Origin of the sequence: Bradyrhizobium sp. LCT2 (assembly GCF_009931255.1) — a bacterium.
In the GTDB taxonomy this organism is placed as follows: Bacteria; Pseudomonadota; Alphaproteobacteria; order Rhizobiales; family Xanthobacteraceae; genus Bradyrhizobium; species Bradyrhizobium diazoefficiens.
Genome location: NZ_CP034432.1, coordinates 2,490,781 through 2,512,978 on the forward strand (window position 1 = coordinate 2,490,781; position 22,198 = coordinate 2,512,978).

Consider the following 22,198-nt stretch of genomic DNA (forward strand, 5'->3'; position numbering starts at 1 on the left):
AGAGCCGAACTGAGGTTCCATTGTGGTCTTGCAATTCGCCGCTTTAACTTGTGAACTTAATGATGGGTTCGTGCTTTGGTTCGTTGGAGGACCAGCTTGGGCCGCATATTCAAACCCTTTGTGTTTCTGATCGCCGCCATCTACTTCTTGGTGGACGCCATCTTTTTCACTCTCTTCAAACCTGTCCTTCGCCGGCTGGCGAACTGCTGGGTTTTCGAAAGCTTGCGAGCGTGGATTGTGTCGCTTCGCCCATATCCTACTCTGGCGCTGTTCATCGTGCCGGTCATTTTGCTTGAACCTGTTAAGCCTGTTGCGGCTTACCTGACGGCGACAGGCCACATCGTTGTCGGGCTTATGGTCCTCATCGTCGGCGAGCTTCTCAAACTCCTGCTTATTGAACGTCTCTTCTGCGTTAGCCGCGATAAGCTTATGTCAATTCCTGTTTTCGCTTCGTGCTACGACAGGTTTTGTCAAGGCCAGGACTGGGTCGTAGCTCTGCAGGCGTGGCAACTCATGCGCCGTTGGAGCTTCATTGCGCAGCACGCTGTTCAAAGATATGTCCTCGAATTTAAGGCTGCGCAGAAGCGAAAGAGGCTTTCTTGGCGATCGCGCTGAGCGTCGAGTTCGCAAGCCAACTAGCCGTCATCGGTTTAAATGTTACCATTCGGTCGTGGATGCAAGTGGTCCAACTTGACGCGAGAGCGCGTCCCAGGGCCACACACCGCACGGCTGAGAAAATGGCGCCACCAGATGTTTGTCGAGAACCTATTCTCTGCTGACAGGCTGTGTCGTCGCCCAGATCCCCATCCCGGGATCTAAACCGGCGCTCGCAGCCCGGAAGAAATCCACTTCATCGAATGGGCTTCGCAGACGACTTTATCGACGTGATCGCAATTGACGCCCCGAAACGTGCGCATCTCGAATCCGATCCGAGAGGGCTTAATGTGCGTCAGGATCATTGGACCCAAGCATTGGGGGCAGGTATGGGGCTGAATTGCTATGCGGCTTGCGTCGAACAAGACTGCTAAGGAAGGCATGATGCTCACCTAAACTCAGGCGGGAGCGCTACAGAACTCTCAGCCACCGAAGATGCCGTGATGGGACGGTGATGGAGTGACCATGGGATCATCGCTATCCCCCGCGCCGTTCTATTTTGCTCACTTTCGAAAAGTTAACGATTTAGGACACCTGGGAAAGCACAACGCCACCAAGCCCAATAAATGCTTGGTGGCGTTGGATTAGGTCCCGGACAGTGCAATCCCCCGGTGATTACCAAAACAGCAGATATGCACTGCGATCGTCTGTTCAAAATTGCTCACTTTCAAACTTGAGCATTGCTATTTTTAGAATTAGGCCACTGTTGTCGGAAGCAGGCCAGCCCACCGTTCGGTCCGTCGTAGTCTAATCAGGACCACTCGCAATTTGAAATTTTGACAGTGAGCAAAAGTGAGCAACGCGCCGCTGCTGGATTTGGTCGGCTGCAAACGGAAGCCGCAGCCATTCTGTGATTTCTCTCAAGATCCAAGACGGCGCCGAGCCGTGCGAGGATCGGTAACCCGCACATCGCAATAGTTTTCTGATACCTGATCATCTCGTCAGTGCAGTCGAGCAGCGAGTGTGGAAGGGTAAGAACCTAAGACCTACATTTGCGAGCGGGCTTTCTGTGCGCGCAGGAACATAGATTGACCTTGTCGGTTAGCTCGCCGGGACTTCATCTTAGGGAGTGTGCGCCGTGGAGAACGATCGAATTGCCGGCTCGGCGAAGGATTTCGCCGGTAAGGTCGAGGGCACCGTCGGCGATATCGCCGGCGACGCAAAGACCCAGGCAGCAGGCCGCATCCGGGAGGCGACAGGCACCGCGCAGAACCTGTACGGCCAGGCCAAGGATGCAACGCGCGAAGCTACGGATGCCGCCGTCAACTACGCCAAGAACGCTTATGAGAACAGCGGCGATACTTTCCATGACGGCTCGCAAGCGATCGCGAAGAGAGTGCAGGACAATCCGCTCGGTTCGATGTTGATCGCGGGCGCAATCGGCTTTGTGTTGGCGCTATTGATGACGCGCCCGCCGCGCCATCCGCGGAAGCGTGGGCGATAACGGCTACGACCGCCATATCGGAACAATTCACGCTTTTTGATTGATTGGCTGTTTGTCGACTTGGAGATTAGATTTGGAGATTAGATTGTGAGTGATGACATCCCGCTGGCCCCTTTCGCCCATGAAAGTTTGGATTCCGTTCCAGAACCGAAATCCACCATCGCGGAAGTCTCCGAAGCTGTGAAAGGGACAGTCCATCGGGTTGCCGGCGCGATAGAAGCAGGTCGAAGGCCAGGGATGCCGCTGAGTATCTTGAGCAACATCGCGCGCGAAGCGCCTCTTGCTTCGCTGTTAGTCGCTTTCCTGTTGGGAGTTGCCATCGCCCGTCGCCGATGATGGTTTGGGGGCGCGCTAGCCGTCCTATACAGATCTGCTGACCGCTCGGAGGCTGCTTAGAGCAGGTGCCCGATACCCGCCCGCAATGGCCGAGAAGGGTCCTGTGCCATGGTCACCTCCTTGGTGAGGGCGGTAGGCTAAATGCGCTTAGAGCACGCCGCCGGTCAAAATTGACCACACTGTCCGGCTTTAGTTTTCAGACCCCCTGGATTTAGACTGGGGGCGGGGGGCAGCATCCGCACCCGATAATCACCTCCGAAAGAAGTTGGCACTCTTCCTGATTGCCGGTCGTGTTCGATAACATCAGAATTGGGTCCAATCGCTACCTTAATGCGGATCAATCTGCGCGACCTTATATCGCGCGGTAGGGCGGGAACTTTTGCTGGCTGACCCTATTTGTCCCGATGTCGGACGCACAACGATTGGTGAATATCAACGCGCCGCGTGGCAAAAACCCCCGCACAATGCGAGTGCCAGTTTGTTTGCGCTGCGATCAGCATAGTCGTAGCGGAGAATTCTTTCATGAAAAGCGGTTTGAAGCTGACTGCAATGCTCGGGCTCGCAGTGTTGATGATCCCGTTGAGCGCAAATGCTCAGGAGCAGAAGCACGAAAACAACAAAGGCGCGCCGGCGGCGCGTTCAGCCCCAGCCGTCGCGCCGCCGCCACAGCGGCAGGCCGCACCGCAAAATCAGGCCGCGCCGCAACGCGAGGCCGTGCCGCAACGCCAGGCCGCTCCGCAACGTGAAGTCGCACCGCAACGCCAGGCAGCTCCGCAACGCGAGGCCGCGCCGCAACGGCAGGCCGTACCGCAACGTGAAGCCGCGCCGCAACGCCAGGCCGTACCGCGACGCGAGGCCGCTCCACAAGGCCAGGCGCCGCAAAGGGCCGCAGCTCCAACCCGTCAAGCAACGCCACGCATTATCAACAGTCCGCGGGACAATGCACCCACCCGAACAGCAACTCCGCCGACCGCCCGCAACGCCGCGTCCAAGGCCGCCGTATCCGCTGCGCCAACGCGCGAGCAGCCGCGCAGCCAGCTACGCGAGGAGCGCACGCTGCGCCAACAGGAGACCCGTGAACTGCGAAAGCTCCCGGCTACGCATCGCGCGCAGAAGCAGCAGGAAATCAATCAGCAGCGTGAGCAGCGCGCGCAGCAGCGGCTACAACCTAACGGCCATGCTCAGCCGAATGCATTGGTTCAACCCAATGAGCAAGCGCAGCGCGGCGAGCGTCGTAACGGTGTCGCGCGTGTTACACCGCAGGCAGCACAGCAAGGCCGCTTCGCCGCGCGCTTCGAGGCACGGGCGCAAGGTGCCAATTTCCGCGCGGACACGGCTGCGCTCGCCCCACGCCGGGCCTGGAGCCTCGGCCTGCGCGCGGCCTTCGTGCCGTGGCACGGGCCCGTGTTCTGGCCCTATGCCTATTCGGACGTATTCGATTACGCATTCTGGCCCTCTGGCTATGATGACGGTTACTTTGCCTATGCCTATGATGATTTCTTCGACGGCGTGTTCTGGGGCCAAGCCGGTATGCCGCCTGAGTACAGCTATGCCTATGCACCGCCAAACGCACGCCAAGCCCGATCGACTTCTTCCACCGTGGAAGAGCCGTGCACGGAGCCCGGCACCGGCATCACTGCTTGGCCGCTCGCAGAAATCAATAGCAAGGTCGGCTTGAATACCGAGCAGAAGCGGCTTCTCGACCAGGTGCGAAGCTCGGGCCAGAGAGCCGCCAGCGTGTTCACAGCCTCATGCCCCGCGAAAAACGCCTTCGCGATGACGCCACCCGGTCGCCTACAGGCGATGACGTTGCGGCTTGCAGCCACGCTCGAAGCAGTGCAGACGGTCCGGCCGGCGATGGAGACGTTCTATAACTCGTTGAGCGATGAGCAGAAGGAGCGCCTAAACGAAATTGGGCCGAAGCAGCCCAAGAACAACGCCGAGGCCAACCAGACATCGGCGCGGGATGGCAAGAGCTGCAGCGAACCGAAAGCCGGGCTTGCTAATCTGCCGATTGAGCGGATCGAGGACGCGGTCAAGCCGACCAATGCGCAGGAAGGTGGTTTGAAGCACCTTGAGAAAGCCACCGCAAACGCTGTCTCGATCATGCAAGCCGCCTGCCCCGAGGACACGCCAATCACTCCGCCCGGCCGGTTGGAGGCTATGGAGAAGCGCCTGCAGGCCATGATCGATGCAGCTAATACGGTGAAGCCTGCGCTCAACGACTTTTATGGGGTACTGAGCAGTGAGCAAAAGGCGCGCTTCAACCGCATCGGCGGCGAACTCGCGCAATCCGGCAATTAGTTGGACCTTACGTTGAGTGGAAAATAGATAGGCGGCCCGTGTGGCCGTCTCTTTGTTTGCCGGTGGTGCCGAGCGGATTTAGAAACTCCGGACATTGGTCCCAGGCGCATATCCGAGATGGTCGTGACTGACCTGACACAATCCTCGTCCAGAGTCCGTTTAGCCTTCGACACCATTGCAAAAGTCGAAAATCGAATGCGCTTCGAGCCGCTTTCACCTTTGCAGCGGCGGCTTGCGATGACGGAGGAAGCGACCGAGCAGCCGGCGCCTGCCCTTGCGCGGGATGAGATCGACGTCGCTGACGAGTTTCGCGCCACCCTTGCGCCGTTCCAGCACTATCTTGCGGCTGTGGAAGGCTTCAAGCTCGGTGCGATGAGCGACGCTGACCACGGTGGCCATGGGCAGCTCCTTGGTCATCAGCTCCATCATCTTGTCCTGGCTCTTTTCATCGAGTGCAGAGGTCGCTTCGTCCAGCACGATGATATCTGGCTTGTGCAGAAACAGCCGCGCGAAGGCAAGCCGCTGCTTTTCACCTCCTGATAGCGTCTGGTCCCACGGCGCCTCTTCCTCGATCTTGTCCTTGAGATGACTGAGGCCGACCTTGTCGAGCGCTTCGCCGATCTGGTCCACCGTCCAGTCCTCGGCGGCGGCTGGGTAGGCAGCGGCGCGCCGCAGCGTGCCCAACGGCACGTAGGGTTTTTGCGGCAGCATGAACAGGCGGCGATCTGGATGGAAATTGACGCTGCCGCCGCCCCACGGCCACAGCCCCGCGATCGCACGCACCAATGTGCTTTTGCCGGTGCCGGTCTCACCGGCCACCAGCAGGCGTTCGCCGGCTTCGATCACGACTTCCGCCTCGCCGACCACAGCGGTGCCGTCATCGAGGGTCACCGAAAGATCGTTGAGACTGAGAATAGCGTCGCCTTCGGTCTCGCCGCGCTTGATGCGGCCGATGCCGTCGCCACGTTCGGCGCGTTCAAGGCCGTCCAGGGACATCATCAGCGAGGCGATACGCCGCGCGCAGGCGTTCCAGTCCGAAAGCCGCGGATAATTGTCGACCAGCCAACCAAACGCGCTCTGCACGATGGTGAAGGCGGAGGCCGCCTGCATCACCTGTCCCAGCGTCATGCTGCCGTCGAGAAATTTCGGCGCGCACAGTAGCAGCGGCACCACCGGTGCGATCAGGCTCGATCCCTGCGACACCAGCGTGGTGCGCATGTGCTGGCCGGCGAGCCGCGCCCATTGCCTCAGCACCTTGATAAAGGTCTTGTCAATGCCGTCGCGCTCTTCCTCCTCACCGCCGAGCAGCGCTATGCTCTCGCCGTTCTCGCGCACGCGGGTCAGCGTGTAGCGATACTCGGCCTCGGCCTGATTCTTGTCTTCGGAGACTTGCACGAAGCCGCGCCCGATCGTCATGATCGAACCTGAGGCAATCGCCGCGTACAACACCGCCGCAATCACGAGGAAGCCAGGAATGGTGATGGTCGATCCCGCGATCGTGACCGTCAGCGCGCCGCCGATGGTCCAGAGCACCACGATGAAGGTGGTCGCCGACAGGAATGCCGAGGTGACGCCGGCGGCGAAATCCACCGGCGCATCAGTGGCCACGCGCAGATCCTCGCCGATGCGGTATTCTGGATTCTGATGGTCGCCGCTGACGAGATTGAGCTGATAATAGCGGCCATTGGTCAGCCAGCGCGACACCACGGAATTGGCTAACCAGGCCCGCCAGCGGCGCTGGATGCCCATACGCGTGAATACTTGCGCAACGCCGAGCAGGACGCTGCCGATCGCGAGCGGAAAGAACACCGCGGTCAAATAAAACACAGCGGTGGAATCGCGCTTCTCGATCGCGTCGAAGATCGCCCGATTCCAGACATTGATGCCGTATTGGAAGCCGACATTGGTGACAATCAGGATCACCAGGACGATGGAAAATATCCACGCCACCCGGTCACCGTTTTTCCCCCAAAATCCCTTGGCGCTGATCCAGAAGCGCGTGAGCAGATAATCCCGGCGGATTTGCTCCGCATCTTCGGCAGACAAATCCGGATCGGTTTCAACGACTTCGGGCGGGGGTGGCTCGACGTAGGCACCGGTTTCAGCAACAACCTTGACGATGGGTGAATCACTGATGGCGGGCCTGCGCATATCCCAATAACGCAAGGAAAAACAGATGGTTCCGCTAGGCTTTGGAAGACCTAGAGCGGTTCATGGCTTGATTGAATCGGGAGGGATTCCCGATTTCGGACGAATATGATTCAAGATGCTGGCTGGGCTGGAAGCCAGCATCCGATGGTCCGCGATATCCAATGATCTGCGTAAGCGGGCGGTTGCGGCGATTGCAAAGGGCGAGAGCTGCCGTTCGGTGGCATCGCGGTTTGGCGTTGCGGTGTCGTCAGTTGTGAAGTGGTCGCAACGTTATCGAGCGACCGGCTCAGTGGCCCCTGGCAAGATGGGCGGCCATCGCAAGCCCGTTCTTGAACCGCATCGCGCCTTCATCAAGGAGAGGATCAGTCAGACGCCGCATTTGACGCTGCACGCCCTCAAGCACGAACTCGCCGCGCGCGGGGTCAAGGTCTGCCACAATGCGGTTTGGACGTTCCTGCGCCGCGAAGGGCTGCGGTTCAAAAAAACGCTGCTCGCGCTCGAGCGGGCTCGCTCCGACATCGCACGTAGACGCCAGCGCTGGCGCTCATGGCAGGCCAATCTCGGCCCTCGACGGTGGCCGTAAGGAGCGTGCCAGATGACCGCATTCTGATTCAGACGCCAGCGAAGTGAGCTTTGACCGCCAAGACGCGAACCCACCTAGAACGCCGGCCGCCCCCCTTGCCAGGGTCGAAGTGTCGCTTCCGGTCAAAAAACGCCGCATGTCGAGAGTTAGTACTTAAACTCCGGCATGGCCTTCAATTCGTCCTTGGTGGCGTTATACACCGCGTGATCGGGATACCAACGCGTACTGGCGCTGGTTGTGGTGGTTGTCGTGGTGGTTGTTGCGGCACCGGTGGTGGTTCGCGTGGTGCTATCTGGAGCGGGAGTGGTTGCAGGCGCATTTGCCGGTGCGGACGTTGTTGACGAAGTTGTCGAGGTCACCGGCTGGTCAACCCACCTCAGCTTATCGAAGGCGACCGCCACGTAGTGTTCGCCCAGGCCGAGAACGCCGCCCACACCCAGAATGACATTGGCCACCTTGCCTGACCTATCCAAAATCACGTCGTGGATGTCGCCGATCTTCTCGTTTGCTTCATTGTACACATCGACGCCGGCGAGCTTGGACGCGCGCCATTCACCCTCCTTGTGCGTGGTAGCACTGGTTGTCGAAGCCGCTTGGTTTGTGGCTGTTTGCGCCGCCGCCGCGCCGGTCATCGACGCGATAGCCAGGAATGCTATTGCAAGACATTTGGAAATCATGATGTTCCTCCATTGTTTTGGTGAACAATAACGCGGTGTGACTTTGGTTCCAGCGACGGAACAGTAAATCATCTCCCCGCGGCAAGGTCTCAGAGAGGCGGTGGACACCCGCGCTCAAACATTGCGCTACTCATTCGATCATCTCGTCGGCGCGAGAGTAGCGTGAGTTGCGGCCCTTCTCGACACCCGCGCGGCAGATAATCAGCCGGTTTGCCCAAATCACATTCTGCACCTTAAGGTGCGTTTCGCTCGTTGGCATTGTGAACCGCCCCGGGTTTGCCGGAGGCCATTTGGTTTAAGTTATGCCGCCATGGCGGGTTGTTCCAGCATGGCGTAGTAGCGTTGCTCTGCTTCGGCCGGCGGTATGTTGCCGATGGGCTCAAGGAGCCTTCGGTTGTTGAACCAATCGACCCATTCCAGGGTAGCGAACTCGACGGCCTCGAAGCTGCGCCATGGCCCACGCCGATGTATCACCTCGGCCTTGTAGAGACCGTTGATGGTTTCGGCGAGAGCATTGTCATAGGAATCTCCAACGCTGCCGACGGAGGGCTCCACGCCTGCTTCAGCCAGGCGCTCGGTATATTTGATCGAGACGTATTGGCTACCCCTGTCGCTATGGTGCACGAGGCCGCCGCGATGGACCGGCCGTCGATCGTGCAGTGCCTGCTCCAGAGCATCGAGCACGAAGCCTGCATGCGCCGTGCGCGAGGCTCGCCAGCCCACGATCCTGCGGGCATAGGCGTCGATCACAAAGGCGACGTAGACAAAGCCGGTCCAGGTCGCGACATAGGTGAAGTCGGAGAGCCAGAGAACGTTCGGCCTTGTCGCCTTGAACTGGCGGTTGACGTGATCCAGCGGGCATGGCGCAGCCTTGTCGCTGATCGTAGTCTTGACGGATTTGCCGCGGATCACCCCTTGCAAACCCATGTCCCGCATCAATCGCGAGACTGTGCAACGGGCAACATCGAAGCCTTCGCGCTTGAGCTGACGCCACACCTTGCGCGCGCCATAGACGGAGAAGTTCTCCTCGAACACACGCCGAACCTCGATCTTCAGCCTGGCATCCTGCTTGGCGCGTACCGACAACTTGGCCGGATCGCGCCGCTTGGCCACATGGGCGTGGTAGGTCGAGGGGGCGATCGGCAACACCTTGCAGATCGGCTCGACCCCATGCGCCCCACGATGATCGTCGATGAAGGCGATCATGGCTTGGACCGGCGGTCGAGCTCCGCCATCGCAAAATAGGCGCTTGCCTTGCGCAGGATCTCGTTGGCCTGCCGAAGCTCGCGGTTCTCCCGTTCGAGCGCCTTCAGCTTCTCGGCCATCTCGGTTGGAACGCCGGCCCGCTGCCCGCTATCGACCTCGGCCTTCTTGACCCAGTCATGCAGCGTCTGCGGCGTGCAGCCGATCTTGGCCGCGATCGACGTCACTGCCGCCCAGCGCGACGGGTGCTCGCCGGCGTGATCCAGAACCATCCGAACCGCTCGGGTCCGGACCTCGGCTGAAAACTTGTTCGTTGTCTTGCTCGTCATGGCTCCATCCTCTCAGGAGTTGGAGCCTCCGGCAAACCCGGGGCGGTTCATTGCGGCGGAGTCGACTACGATCGCTCGGCGCTACCCGGCAAACTGCGCCTGGTGATCATCGTACGAACATACAAGCACCGCCTAATTAAAAGCGAGAACTGAGATTCCGAAGCAACCATTGGTGGCGCGCGGCATTGGTCCACTGTTAAACAAACAAGGGAAAGTTCAAAAAAATGTCGAACGCAAATCAGATTCATTCGAATCAAAATTTCGAGCACCAGCAGAATAGTAACGAACAAATCGATACAGGGACTGCGTCATCTAACGCCTTCCTGGCGATTGCCACTGCTTACGGTGACTACACGAAAAAGTCGTTTGAAGACACGAAACTGTTCGTTGAGAAGCTCTCTGGCGTGAAATCGCTCGACAAGGCGATTGAAGTTCAAACCGAATTCGCCAAGACGGCCTACGAGACGTTCGTTACGGAGTCACAGAAGATTGGCGGACTGTACAGCGATCTTGCCAAGCAGTCCTACAAGCCATTCGGTGATCTTGTTGCAAAGATGACCTCGACAAATCGATAAATCGTTCCCCGCGGTGTGTCAGAGCACAAATACCCTGCTCATCGCGAGGTTTTTTCCGATCATCACTTAATCCGTCTAATCCTGGCAGCTGAGAGCTTGCGCTCGCGTTTGCTACGAGGAGCATTATGTCCAATCCTAATCCGCTTTTCCAAGAGTTGTCCTTTGATCCAGAGCAGGTAACCGCCGTGAATCAGGCCTACGACCTGGCATGTCGAACACTTCAGAATATCGGTCAGTTGGAGGTAGATCGCGAAATTATTGCCAGGGGTATTTTGCAGGCTGCAGGCAGCGGCGAGCGGGACGCCAACAAACTATGTGAACGTGCTATCCTTGGATTGACCCCGGTGGACTATCGGCAGCATGGCACTTAAAACAACCAACGGAGCGACCGGTTTCGGCTTCGAGACGGAGACATCGGCCTGCCAATCAAGAGGCCAGGAGACGCTATTCTGATGTCGAGACCGCCAGCTGACCCGATAGGGCTTGTTACTACCTCCGTCGTGCTGCAGCGGACCATTTCACCTTGGGCTGGCTGATGCACGGCCTTCGCAAGCGATCCTTCGGGATCATCATGATCCTGCTCGCGCTGGTCGCGCTCGCACCGGGCTCTCGATCGTAGCTGGCCTGCTACTCACGATTCCCGCGTTCCAGATGATCGCGGGCAAACCCGCTCCGGTCTCTCCACGCCGCATCGCCACTCGTTCCTTGCCGACGAAACACCTCGCTGCTGTGGTGCAGCGATCCTTACCGGTGCTCAGATATCTTGAGAAGGTGGTTCATCCACGGTGGCGCACCCGTTGGAGGCAACCAAGCGCCTGGTCGGCTCGTCGTGGTACTGAGCGCTACTCTGGTCTTCATTCCAATACCCCTGAGCAACGTCGTCCCCGCTTTGGTGATTGCCTTGATCTCCCTTGCCTATCTCGAGGAGGATGGGGTCCTGTCTCTCGATCGCCTTGCTGGCCGCCGCCATTTGTGCGGTCGCGACGGCGGTAGTTTGGCAGACGGTCGTCGGCGCAAAATGGATCATCGATCTCTGGTAGCGACCTGTCGCTGGTAACGAACCGTGCGATGCCGCTTGTTGGCCGCGCCAACAATACTCGCGTCGCTTCTGTCCGGAGGACCGTTTGAAGCCGCAAACAAAGGCATCAGCGCTGCTTCGCTCGACCACACGACCAGCGGAGCTACGGAACCGAAGCGGGAAAGAATAACCTTGCTGGCGGGAGAAACCTTTCCTTCGGATCGATGTTGTCATTCCAGCAACAGAACCGGGCGACTGGCAGTTGCTCGAAAAGCCGCTCGGCGTAATGCCCGGGCGGCTTTTTCCTTTAACGTGGGAGGGTGCAATGCCAAATGATAAGCCCCTCAAGCCCGACGACTTTCCGGTTGAGGTTGAGGGCGACGAATTAATGACTGCGGACGGCAAGCCAATCGCCAAGGCGAAAACGCCAGACATCGCAGAGGATATCGCGGACCGTCTCAACGAAGACGATTGCCGTAAAGAGCAGGACAGATGGTCGCCTTGATTTTGCTTGTGGTCGCGTCGAAGCATGCCGCTTCATCGCCAGTTCGAAAACCGTTGTGTCTCCCCCTCCCGCAGATCGCCGGGTTTGTTACCCTACAGAATTCTGTTGAAATGACACGCAGCCACCGCCAGGTGCGTGCAGGTTCGCTCCGTATCGGATTCTCCTTGTCGCTTCACGCAGGCTTGCACCGACGGCAAGATCAGCCTTTCGTTTTAACCTGAACGTTCCTGATATGGCGTTGCTTATGCGGGTCTATATTTGGCCAGATCGCTCTTTGCTAGTACGCCCATTCCTTTCCGGCCTTTCCGGGTGGGTCCGAGCGAGAGCAGAGAGGTTTCCTCGTTGCTTGGCGACTGGTCGAGCCCAAGAAATGACTTAGCGCACACAGGGGTTGAAGGTTCTGGCGACAGCCCAGTGATCGACGCGATCACTCGCATTACTTCCCAATACATCTCCCAACCCAAGATAGAAGCGGAACTATAGTCTGTTGGGGCCGTTCCACTCTATGGCCGACCTTCGTCGGCATGGATTCAATTTGAATTGGAAAAATCAGATGAGAAAGTCATTAATGGTGTCTGTGGCCGTTGCGGCCTTATTGGCCACGACCGGGCTTGCGACAGCTCAAGGCGCCAATCAAGGAGCAGCGAAGGAATCTCCGGCTGCCGCTTCGCCTAAGGGTGATACTGCGGCGCCGATGAATGCACCGGCGGCAAAGGGAGCCGAGACAGCAAGCCCCGGCGCCGGGCCAAAAGACGTGGCGCCTCAACATGCGCAGGGCAAGCCGGATGCAAAAACGACTGGCGACATGAAAGCTGATGGCAAGTCGAAGGCGTCAGAGTCGATCACTCCGACCACCACTTCGAAGGACGTGAAGAATCCGACCGCCGAAACGAAGTCGCCTTCTGACGGCAAGGCGGCGAGCGAGATGAAAGCCGACAGCAAGACGAAATCGTCTGAGTCGACCGCCACATCAAAGGTGTTGAAAACTCCGACTGCCGAGACCAGGCCTTCGACCCCCGACAGTAGGACGACAGGCAATGCTGCAACCTCGGCGACAGCAGCGCCTCCCGCTGAGAAGCGCACCCAGATAACCTCGGCCATCAAGCAAGAGAAGGTCGAGGAAGCTACAAATGTGAACTTTAATCTCTCAGTCGGAACGGCTGTCCCGGCCGGTGTGCGCTATTACCCGATGCCATCACGTATCGTGGAAATCTATCCGGAATGGCGTGGATACGATTTCATCCTGGTGCACGGCAAGTACATCATCCTTCGCCCGCGCACCCACGAGATCGTTTACATCATCGAAGGTTAAGCGAACTCGCCGAGCGCACGACAGGCAGTTACGAGAAACCAGAGGGCGGCTTAAGAGCCGCCCTTATTTTCTGAGCCAACCGCCGCTGGAGGTCCTATTTTGTTCTCTTCGAGCCTTTCTTTCGAAAGCGAGCAATGTTGACCAGCGTGGATGGAGCCAAAACACTATATTAATTAGATCACCGCCCCATCATAGGCAACAATCGGTGACTGAGAGTGTCGCGCTCCCGCCTGAGTCTTAAGGGGAGTATCATGCTGTCGAGTCAATCCAATCCAAGTTTTGGTGTTTCAGACTTCAGAATTCGTCGCTGCTCAACATGCCGCACACCGATGAGGTTGGTCTGCATCGAGCCGGACAAACCTGGTTTTGATCTGCGCACCTTTGACTGCGCAAGGTGCAGCGCCGACGAAACCGTCCTCGTCGCCATTTAACTGGGTTCATGTCCCGCTTGATTGCGCCGCCTACAGAGCGGAGCAAGGATCTATCGCTAGAATTCAGGATTGTGATGCCGCAACCGCGGAAGCGATTGCGACTGATCGCATGTTGCCGCGGGGAGTTCGGTCCGAAGTGAATACAACCCGTTTCGCCGGCTTGATCATCGCAAGGGCGAACCGCATCCAATGCAGCCGGCACGATCTTGTGGAGAGTTCAAATTGAAGCTGTCCCTATTTCACTGGGGAAGGCGAAGGACGATCAGTGAGCCGCTTTGCTCCTTCCCATGTATGGGCGTTCAGCCATTCCTTGTTCTTGAACAGGGCTCGAAGGGATAAGGCAATCTGTCGCCGCTGATTGCGCTCGGCCCCCGGCGGGAATGAGCGGGCATAGCGCAACATATCGCGCCTTATCTGGATGAACTCCTCAATGCTGTGACGCTGCTCGAAGGTTGGCAACCGGTGGACAGAAGACATGATGCTCCCCTGACGTCATAGGCGAGAGCGCTACCGGACTCTCAGTCACCGAAAGCTGCCACTGACAGGGCGGTGATGAGGTAGTTTGTACCCCGGCGGCGGTGACTACTGGTCAATATTGCTCAGTTCTCGAATTTGTTCCTTTGTAGGCTTACCTCACGCACCTTCCGGACGAAGTCGGGTCGCTGAAAGGCTATGATCGGCACCGGAAGCGATCACATTCAGAGGGAAAGCCATGGTTGCCGGCATACCGCCATCACAGCGTCCTTCCTTCCCGCTGGATGTTGATCTGTCGGAGCCACATGCAGCGGCGACGGAGGCCGCCGACGAGACGGAGATGCCGCTGCCGTCCGATCCGCGGACGTTCTTTCTCGGTGGTTTGTTCGCGTTGGGTGTCTTGGCGGCACTCTATGTGGCAAGCTCGATCATCCTTCCCGTCGTGCTCGCCCTCGTGCTAAATCTCCTGCTTCAACCCGCTGTCCGCGTCTTGGGGCGTTTGCATCTACCCCGCGCTGTCGGAGCGCTCCTGACCGTCTTCCTGGTTATTGGAGCGCTTGTAGGTATGGTGGCGGCGTTATCGGTACCGGCCACGACCTGGGCTGAGCGGCTGCCCGAGGGCATACCGCGCCTAGAAGCACACCTGCGGGTCATAAGCGGGCCGATCCAAGCGTTGCAAAAGGTAATCCAACAGGCCGAGCAGGCTGCTGATGCCCCCCCTGGCCGGGGTTCGATTGTTTCGGTTCGCCGCGATCTGGGCATAACGGGCGTACTTTTCGCAGGCACTCGCTCCGTACTCGATGGCTTGTTTACGACGGTCTTGGTGCTCTATTTTCTTTTGGTAGCGGGCAACATATTCCTTCGACGCATCGTTGAAATCCTGCCGACGTTTGGCAACAAGCGACAAGCTGTCGACATATCTCAGCAGATCCAGGAGGACATATCGGCCTATCTGCTAACAATCACGGCTATGAATGCCGCGGTGGGTGTCGCGACGGCGGCCGCGATGTATCTTTGCGGCCTGGGAGACCCTTTGTTGTGGGGCACCGCAGCCTTCCTGCTCAACTACATCCCGATTTTGGGTCCGCTCTTCGGAGTCTGCATCTTCGTGCTGGTCGGAATGCTGAGCTTCGAAAGCTTATGGTGGGCATTGCTGCCGCCGGCTCTCTACCTTGGCATTCACCTCGTTGAGGGCGAAACACTGACGCCGATGCTGCTGGCGCGGCGCTTCACGCTGAATCCGGTATTGATCATCCTGTCGCTGGTGTTCTGGTTCTGGATGTGGGGCGTGCTTGGCGCGATCCTGGCCGTCCCGATGCTGGCGATTCTGAAGATCATCTGTGACAGGTTGCGCCCGCTCAAGGCCCTGGGGCACTTCCTCGAAGGGGAATAGCGGCATTACCGCTGGTTTGCATGACCCGTAGCAACGGCAGCGTGTGTGACGAATCGGCCGACGGTGTCACCTCACCTGATCTCGACCTCGCGACTAAAGCCGCGGCGCGCGAGGTCCTGGCGTCGCATGCACCACGATCTCCGAGGTTTCGCACCCCCCATTTTTTAGCTTGCTCAGATGCTATTCCCGTCGGAATGCGATTGTTCCGTGATCGTGACCCTTAACCCTTCGTCGACGAGCACCTGTAACGACATCATGGCGATCTTCATCGTCCGGCATATTACAACATATCAGTACAGGCGTAGGATAAGGCTCGGCCGGCATCAATTGATGGCGCGCCCGCGGGACAGTTTCGATCAACGACTGATCAATTTTTCGCTCGATGTAACGCCCAAGCCCTCGGAGGTGAGATGGCTTCATGATGTCTTCGGAAATTGCGTTGCGCACGTCGATTTTGATTGTGCGAGCGATTACTTGCGATTCGAGTGTGTCATCAAGGTCGATCACACTCCGGAGAACGCCCCGGACTTCAGAATTGAAGATAACGCGAAAGACCATCCATTTGCGTATCATGAAGAAGAGGCGCCTGACCTGGCACCGTATGTTCAGAGATGGTTCTCCGACCCGGAAGACGATGTCGGCCGATGGCTGGACACGTTTCTCACGCGCGGACCGAGACACCCGACGGGCCGGGTCTTGATGACTCTCAATGAAGCAATCTCGGATGGATTCGCGTATGACCGCCCGCACGGCGCCAGGAACTCAAACTCTCTCCACAACACTTGAACTGAGGATAGGCACCTGTCGGGACTTTGCCGTTTTGATGATTGAAGCTGCGCGCAGTTTGGGCTTCGCCGCGCGCTTTATCACCGGCTATCCAAGGAGGGGGCAATTCCTCATGACGCCGAGGGGGCAGTTTTCCATGGCGCGCGACAACCCCCGTGCGCGGTCGCCGCTCCGGCATCTATTTCGAAAAGTTGGCTCTGCGATGCGTTTGCATGTCAACCTGTCAACCGTGTCAACCCAAGAATAGCGCGAACGGGCTGGCGGAATTTCGGGGCGCGTTTGTGCCGTAGGGGCGGGGTCCCCGGAGGGACCCGCTCCCGTCTTAGATTGTTCCTGCTTGAATCATGTGGGAGATGGTCCGCCCGGCATCAGTTGCACCCCAAGACAGGCGGCCATCGATACCGGGGTTTCACAGTGTAACGGGCAAGTTGGTGACGAACGATATCTCTCAGTTCTTCGTCTTCGATTTCGCTAGCGCTCATGTAACAATCAAACATCACAAGTGAGTTCAGGACGCTGCGCTTTTTCTTGGTCATCACCTTTGCAAAGTCGATTTGAGTTCTGGTCGGCTCAGCCACTTTAGTTCCTCATAAAGGAATGGCTTCGCTGCCGCGGTGCCCGTGCGACACCACACGCGTTCCATCACGCCGGAGTCCACTTCGATTGTTGGGCGGTGTGGAGATCATACCCGATTTTCGTCGCCGAGCGCTCGCCGTGTCCCTCGTCGTAGCGCACCGGAGCAATCTGTCGCGCCGAGTCCGCGCATTCATGAAATGGATCGAAGATGTGCTGACGCCGTATCTGGAATAGCGAGACGAACATCTTTGTCCGGCCCTCGAATCAACATTCTGCAGTTATGTCTTGGGGCGTGCGGTGGGATTTCGATTTCGGCTGCATCGATGCGATTTGCCCGGAAAGAATGATCTGCAACGGACTCGTTTCCCTGAGCGGGTTGGGCAGATATTGGGCGGTGGCGCGGCCGAAACGATTCGAACCTCCGCCCCTCAGAATCGTAGACGGCGTCGACGCCTCCAATCGACCCTGTCGACGTCCGCGCGCCGAAGGTCCGCCATAGTCGAAAGTCGGATGGAACCCGGGAACAGGTGATGCGTTGCGACAACGACCGCGGAGGAGAAGGCTGCGTGCGAGCCCCAGCTTTCGCCGCCGAGGATCATCGAGAGTAGCTCCGCACCAGTCTGCCGAAACGATCATGGTGCAGCTCCTGACGCTCAAGGCGATGGGCGTGGCCATCGTGATGGACGATTTCGGGGCCGGCTATTCGAGCTTCAGCTATCTGTGGCGCTTTCCGTTCGATAAGATCAAGATCGATCGAACCTTCATGCAGGGCCTCGACGGTTCCCATCGCCGGGTCGGGCTGATGGTCAAAGCGATCATCGCGCTCGGACGCGAGTTGCACATGCGAGTGAGGGTCGAAGGCTGGCTCTTTCGACACGGCCGACGGTGCCCAGGTCCAGGGGGTCTTCTTCGGCCGGCCGGTCCCCGCCTCGGAGCTCGGTGCCAGCATTTTGGCGGGCTTCGCGGAGACAATGCCGCCGGCTTCGCCCGTGACCAAGCTGCACCTCGTCAACGCAACAGCTGAACGGTGACACGGACCTGCGCCTCTATGGGGCCGATGCGGCTCTTGGCGGTCCGCTATTGCGGACAATTCTCATGTTTCAGTTAGCGTGTGTCACACCAACATCGCATTTTTTTCCGCGGGGCTGCATCTCTCGCCGAGGTTGCGCATTGGTGATCAGGCCTATCATGCAAAATCAACCGCGTTTCAACTCGACACCCGAAGGCGGCGGCCCAGAGTCCGCCAAACCTCTCACGGAATCGATTGACGGAGCAAACGGCGCGCACGGTCCGCAGCGCGAGTTGGATGCGCATCTTAGTCCCGGCAAGACCGATGCCTCCGGAACTGACGCTCCGGCCGCGAATGTGGCGCAATCCAAGTCGAGCCGGACACCTCTGCGATTTGTGAAGGCCGCCGCGGGCATCGCCATCGTCGCAGTATTCGGGTGGCTGCCCCTGAGAGCGCTTTTCCAGACGTCTAGCGTCGAAGCCGTCGTCAACTCGAGACTGGTGACATTGAGGTCGCCGATCGACGGCAAGATTTCATCCGGATCCGGTCTGTCGGGCGATCCAGGCATCGTCGCCGGGGGCACGTTCATCCTTCGTGTCGTCAACCCGCGCGGCGACCGCGTGCGGCTCGACGATCTGCGCAGTCAAATATCTCGCCTGGAAAACGAAAGGCCAAGCCTCGTTTCGAAGATAGCTTCCGCCCGCGCGGCGCAGAAGGATCTGGCGCGTCAGGCGGCCCTGTTCACGGAGGGGCGGATTCGTCAGCTCGAAGCACGCATCGCCGAAATCAAAACCTCAATCGAAGCGGCCGCGGCGCGTCGCGAAGAAGCGGCGGCCGCCGTGGAAAGAGCTTCGTCGCTTATCAAATCAGGCAGCGTTTCCTCCGTCGAGCTCGGGCGCTTGACACGGGATCAAACCATCGCGCTGCAGACCGAGATCGGCGCGCGACGCCGCCTGGACGCGACCCAGGTTGAGCTCACCGCCGCGCGCGACGGCACGTTCCTCGGCGACAGCTACAACGATCGCCCGAGCTCGGTGCAACGTGAGGAGGAAATGCGGCAGCGGGCCGAAGGGCTCACCGCGGACGTAGCACACGCTGATGCGCAAATCTCGTGGCTCAACGGCGAGATTGAATCCGAGCGATCCCGTTACATCAGCCGCTCGGAGGCGGAGATCAAGTTCCCCGTTGCCGGCCGAATCTGGGAGATCCTGACGGCGCCAGGAGAGGATGTCCGGGCCGGCCAACCGCTCATTCGTTTACTCGATTGTTCCGGCGCCGTGGTGACAGCGAACGTCACGGAGAGAGTGTATAACAGCCTGCAACTGGGCTCGGTCGCGCATTTCCGACCGAGCGACGACGGGCCCGAATTGGCCGGCACCGTCGTCAATCTCACCGGCTCTGCAGGAGCCGCAGCGAACCTCGCTATCAACCCCGATGTGCTGAGTAAGGAACCGTATCGTGCCACGATTTCGGTCCCCGGCCTCAACGATGGCTCCAACGATTGTCCGGTCGGGCGAACCGGACGCGTCATCTTCTCGGCAGATAATGCGAGAAAGCCATGATCCCCGCACTGACACCGGGCCTTATTGCGCTCGGGTTCTGCGTTGCCATCCTGCCCTGGCTCCGGCATGAGAACTCTGCGGCGCGTTCGCTGATGATCGCAATCGTGTTGCTGCTCATGATCCGCTATTTTGGATGGCGCATTAGGTCCACGGTCCCGCCCGTCGGCTGGACCGCCGATTTCGTCGTGGGAGCCCTGTTCCTCATCGCCGAGGCTGCATCGCTCGCGGCGAGTGCACTGTCGCTGCTGTTTCTCAGCCGTACGACCGATCGAACGCCCCAAGTCGAAGCCAACAGGCGGTGGCTTGCCGGACGGGACGTTCCACTGATCGACGTGTTCATTTGCACGTACAACGAGGAAGTTTCTATCCTGGAGCGCACGATCATTGGCGCCACTGGAATGAACTATCCGAACTATCGTGTCTGGGTGCTAGACGACGGGCGGCGCCACTGGCTCGAAAAGCTTGCAGGCCAGCTCGGTTGCCGCTATCTGGCGCGGCCCGACAACAAGGACGCCAAGGCCGGCAACATCAACCACGCTCTGCGGCACGTGGTCGGGCTCGCCGATCCCCCTGATTTCATTTCGATCCTCGACGCCGATTTCGTTCCGTTGCCCGAATTCCTCGCCCGCGCGATGTGCCTGTTCCGCGATCAGGGCGTAGGCGTGGTACAAACGCCTCAGCATTTCATCAATGCGGACCCGATCCAAACCAACCTGGCTGCGACTAAGGTCTGGCCGGACGAGCAGCGCTTCTTCTTCGATATTCTGATGCCGTCCAAGGACGCTTGGGGCGTGGCATTTTGTTGCGGCACATCGTCGGTCATCAGATTTTCATCCCTCGTGAAGATTGGCGGCTTTCCGACCGATTCCGTGACGGAAGATTACTTATTGACGCTGCGGCTGAAGGAAATTGGCGCACGCACGGTGTACCTGAACGAGCGTCTGACCTTGGGGCTCGCCCCGGAAGGACTCAAGGAATACATCACTCAGCGCGGCCGATGGTGTCTTGGCTTCATGCAAATCTTGCGGGGGCGCAGTGGTCCCCTTTCCCGAAGATCGCAGCTGGATGTTATCGATAGGCTGTCTCTCATCGAAGCATTCATGAGTTGGACCTCGACCTATGTCGTCAAGGTATTCGGTCTCGTTGTCCCGAGCCTCTATCTTCTGTTCGGCATCAAAGCCGTCCAGGCGGATCTTTCCGAACTCCTCGGATATTTCCTGCCGCTTTATCTCTGGTATTCACTCACCATGGCCTGGATTTCCCGCGGACGGTCCATGGCGGGGATGTCGGATGTCGCCCAATATATTGCTCTGCCGGCAGTTCTTAAAGCCGTTGCGACAGGGCTGCTCAAGCCGCACGGGCACAAATTCAAGGTCACCGCAAAGGGCGGGGATCGCGATCAACGCTTCATCGAATGGCCGCTGCTCAGGGTATACGGCACGGCACTGGCGATTACGCTCGCGGGAATCGCCTATGCCTTCGTGCTTCATGCGCAAGGCGACATTATCGCCTATGGTGGCCTGGCGCTGGCCTGGAGTTTATACAATGCGATCATTTTGACGATCGTCTGCTTGGTGTCCATCGAGCAGCCGCGGCGGCGGAAGGCCGAGCGGTTCGAGCGAGATGAGCCGGTTCTTTTCAATATCGGTGGGCGGCCGGGCGTCTACCGTTTGGCAGACATGTCGATCACGGGTGCCCGCTTCGTGAGCGACAATCCCCCACCTGTCGGGATTGCCGTTCATTGCACTCTTCGAGAGAGAAATGTCGCCGCTCTTGTCGTGCGGCGCACCGCGGACGGATTTGCGATCCGGTTCGATGAGACCCTCAACACGCGCGTCGATCTCATTCGAGCTTTCTATTCCGGTGACTACGTCACCGCATTCACCGGCATACGCGCCGCCCCCCTTGGCAAAGCAATCATGATGCGGATTTTCGGGTGACTGCGTATGCTGGCGACGTCGTTGGCCCAAGGCTTCGCGGCCACTCGGGTGGCAGCATGGAAAGGGTTGGACAACATGGCTGTCCTAGCATGATGTCAGCGCTCATCGGCGGCAAGGAGCGTGATGCCCGAGAGCCGCAACGGAGAGCGTCGCGGCAGATCAGGGCCTTTTGATATCCAACGCGCTCGCCGCCGAAACTGAGCAACATTGACCAGCGAATCAGCGCCTGTAAGAGCATGTAGCCTGGGGGATGTCATGCTAAGGAGCGCGAGAGGGCACGTAGGGCTGTTGGGAGGAAGGAATGATCGCCGAGCGAAAGCCGCCAACCTTTTGGCCCCAGAATCTGGACGACGAGATGCGAATGAGGCTCGCCCTTCGCTCTCTCGAAAAAGAGAATACAGCTCTGAAAGAGCTGGTCGTGCGCCTTTCGGAAACCATTCTTTCGATATGTCGAAGGGGGCGCTGAGTTCGTAGAAACCGATCTGAACTGAGCAGGTCACGGCCGTTTGCCAACCCGGGCGTCGCACTCGGCTCTTCGCGCCCGCAATGCTCATGTCGATACTTTCGGCGCTTGATCGCTTCCGGTTGCGCGCGTGCTACGTTGGCGCTCGCAGTTCGCCCTGAAAAAAAGCCTAAGTATTTGCTGATTTCATCGTTGCGACCGCCTCGTCGCGGAGCTGGTGGATGAGATCGCAAGCGGGACATTCGAAGGTACGAATGCAAAAGCCGGCGGGGCCGGGCGTAATGCGCGCCAGCATCATTCTTGTCTGGCATTTGGGACACGTCGGTCGCTGAATGGTCATGGGGCTGGCCTCGATCAGGCGGGAGCGCGATACTCCCAGTCACCGCACCTGGCGCACTCAAATGTGCGGACGTCGAAGCCGGCTGGCCCAGCGCAACACACTCCAAACGCATCCTTGGGACAATGTGGTTGCT

19 protein-coding genes, 2 pseudogenes and 1 other annotated feature are annotated in these 22,198 nt (G+C 58.8%); of the genes and pseudogenes, 17 read left to right on the forward strand and 4 right to left on the reverse strand.

Annotation, left to right across the window (positions count from 1 at the left end; translation table 11 throughout):
• The first annotated feature begins 96 nt into the window (after positions 1–96).
• From EI171_RS12345 to EI171_RS12360, 4 genes are all read left to right on the forward strand, one after another.
• Positions 97–615: a hypothetical protein gene (locus EI171_RS12345; protein ID WP_202633142.1), complete on the forward strand. Its 519-nt coding sequence runs from the start codon at positions 97–99 to the stop codon at positions 613–615.
• A 1,117-nt stretch (positions 616–1,732) separates the two neighbouring features.
• On the forward strand, positions 1,733–2,098 hold the full coding sequence (locus EI171_RS12350; protein WP_161533466.1) for a CsbD family protein: 366 nt from the start codon (positions 1,733–1,735) through the stop codon (positions 2,096–2,098).
• Between the two features lie 87 nt (positions 2,099–2,185).
• Positions 2,186–2,434 (forward strand): hypothetical protein, encoded by a 249-nt coding sequence (locus EI171_RS12355; protein WP_161533467.1) that lies wholly within the window; start codon positions 2,186–2,188, stop codon positions 2,432–2,434.
• Positions 2,435–2,956: 522 nt separating this feature from the next.
• Positions 2,957–4,738, forward strand: a complete 1,782-nt coding sequence (locus EI171_RS12360; protein ID WP_161533468.1) for a Spy/CpxP family protein refolding chaperone — start codon at positions 2,957–2,959, stop codon at positions 4,736–4,738.
• Between the two features lie 213 nt (positions 4,739–4,951).
• Here the strand turns inward: EI171_RS12360 and EI171_RS12365 are convergent, their stop codons facing one another.
• Entirely contained in the window at positions 4,952–6,889 is a 1,938-nt protein-coding gene (locus EI171_RS12365) for an ABC transporter ATP-binding protein/permease (RefSeq protein WP_161533469.1), read from the reverse strand.
• A 115-nt stretch (positions 6,890–7,004) separates the two neighbouring features.
• Here EI171_RS12365 and EI171_RS12370 point away from each other — a divergent pair.
• Positions 7,005–7,463: pseudogene (locus EI171_RS12370) on the forward strand (helix-turn-helix domain-containing protein); the annotation flags it as partial.
• Positions 7,464–7,618: 155 nt separating this feature from the next.
• Here EI171_RS12370 and EI171_RS12375 read toward each other — a convergent pair.
• Together EI171_RS12375 and EI171_RS12380 are read right to left on the reverse strand one after the other, a co-directional pair.
• Positions 7,619–8,149: a PRC-barrel domain-containing protein gene (locus EI171_RS12375; RefSeq protein ID WP_161533470.1), complete on the reverse strand. Its 531-nt coding sequence runs from the start codon at positions 8,147–8,149 to the stop codon at positions 7,619–7,621.
• A gap of 300 nt (positions 8,150–8,449) precedes the next feature.
• A protein-coding gene (locus EI171_RS12380) for an IS3 family transposase (RefSeq protein ID WP_246740238.1) occupies positions 8,450–9,681 on the reverse strand; the annotation gives its coding sequence in 2 pieces (ribosomal slippage) (positions 8,450–9,390 and positions 9,390–9,681; 1,233 coding nt in all).
• Positions 9,281–9,397: a sequence feature (AL1L pseudoknot), on the reverse strand. Its footprint overlaps the gene before it by 117 nt.
• Positions 9,682–9,905: 224 nt before the next feature.
• Here EI171_RS12380 and EI171_RS12385 point away from each other — a divergent pair.
• The 6 genes and pseudogenes from EI171_RS12385 to EI171_RS12410 all read left to right on the forward strand — a co-directional run bounded on the left by EI171_RS12385 (position 9,906) and on the right by EI171_RS12410 (position 13,091).
• Positions 9,906–10,256: a phasin family protein gene (locus tag EI171_RS12385; protein WP_038954963.1), complete on the forward strand. Its 351-nt coding sequence runs from the start codon at positions 9,906–9,908 to the stop codon at positions 10,254–10,256.
• A 125-nt stretch (positions 10,257–10,381) separates the two neighbouring features.
• Entirely contained in the window at positions 10,382–10,627 is a 246-nt protein-coding gene (locus EI171_RS12390; RefSeq protein ID WP_041955327.1) for a hypothetical protein, read from the forward strand.
• A 280-nt stretch (positions 10,628–10,907) separates the two neighbouring features.
• Positions 10,908–10,994, forward strand: a pseudogene (locus tag EI171_RS46720) (hypothetical protein); the annotation flags it as partial.
• Positions 10,995–11,085: 91 nt separating this feature from the next.
• A complete protein-coding gene (locus tag EI171_RS46725; protein ID WP_161533471.1) occupies positions 11,086–11,313 on the forward strand; it encodes an exopolysaccharide biosynthesis protein in 228 nt (75 codons plus the stop codon).
• 286 nt (positions 11,314–11,599) lie between these two features.
• The gene (locus EI171_RS12405) at positions 11,600–11,779 is read left to right on the forward strand and encodes a hypothetical protein (protein WP_060912692.1); all 180 of its coding nucleotides are present in this window, start codon (positions 11,600–11,602) and stop codon (positions 11,777–11,779) included.
• 553 nt (positions 11,780–12,332) lie between these two features.
• Positions 12,333–13,091 carry a DUF1236 domain-containing protein gene (locus tag EI171_RS12410; RefSeq protein WP_246740523.1) on the forward strand — a complete coding sequence of 253 codons (759 nt, stop codon included), beginning with the start codon at positions 12,333–12,335 and terminating at the stop codon, positions 13,089–13,091.
• Between the two features lie 665 nt (positions 13,092–13,756).
• Here the strand turns inward: EI171_RS12410 and EI171_RS12415 are convergent.
• A complete protein-coding gene (locus EI171_RS12415; RefSeq protein ID WP_129557372.1) occupies positions 13,757–13,999 on the reverse strand; it encodes a hypothetical protein in 243 nt (80 codons plus the stop codon).
• Between the two features lie 235 nt (positions 14,000–14,234).
• On the opposite strand from EI171_RS12415, the gene EI171_RS12420 reads away from it, so the two are divergent.
• From EI171_RS12420 to EI171_RS12445, 6 genes are all read left to right on the forward strand, one after another.
• On the forward strand, positions 14,235–15,389 hold the full coding sequence (locus EI171_RS12420; RefSeq protein WP_060908804.1) for an AI-2E family transporter: 1,155 nt from the start codon (positions 14,235–14,237) through the stop codon (positions 15,387–15,389).
• Between the two features lie 207 nt (positions 15,390–15,596).
• Positions 15,597–16,175: a transglutaminase N-terminal domain-containing protein gene (locus EI171_RS45650; protein WP_246740524.1), complete on the forward strand. Its 579-nt coding sequence runs from the start codon at positions 15,597–15,599 to the stop codon at positions 16,173–16,175.
• Entirely contained in the window at positions 16,126–16,422 is a 297-nt protein-coding gene (locus EI171_RS45655) for a transglutaminase family protein (protein ID WP_246740525.1), read from the forward strand. Before EI171_RS45650 ends, EI171_RS45655 begins: the two co-directional genes overlap by 50 nt.
• Positions 16,423–17,385: 963 nt before the next feature.
• A complete protein-coding gene (locus tag EI171_RS12435; RefSeq protein WP_246740526.1) occupies positions 17,386–17,775 on the forward strand; it encodes an EAL domain-containing protein in 390 nt (129 codons plus the stop codon).
• A 164-nt stretch (positions 17,776–17,939) separates the two neighbouring features.
• The gene (locus EI171_RS12440) at positions 17,940–19,322 is read left to right on the forward strand and encodes an HlyD family efflux transporter periplasmic adaptor subunit (RefSeq protein WP_161533472.1); all 1,383 of its coding nucleotides are present in this window, start codon (positions 17,940–17,942) and stop codon (positions 19,320–19,322) included.
• Positions 19,319–21,262 (forward strand): glycosyltransferase, encoded by a 1,944-nt coding sequence (locus EI171_RS12445; RefSeq protein ID WP_161533473.1) that lies wholly within the window; start codon positions 19,319–19,321, stop codon positions 21,260–21,262. The genes EI171_RS12440 and EI171_RS12445 overlap by 4 nt, the downstream gene beginning before the upstream one ends.
• Positions 21,263–22,198: the final 936 nt, after the last annotated feature.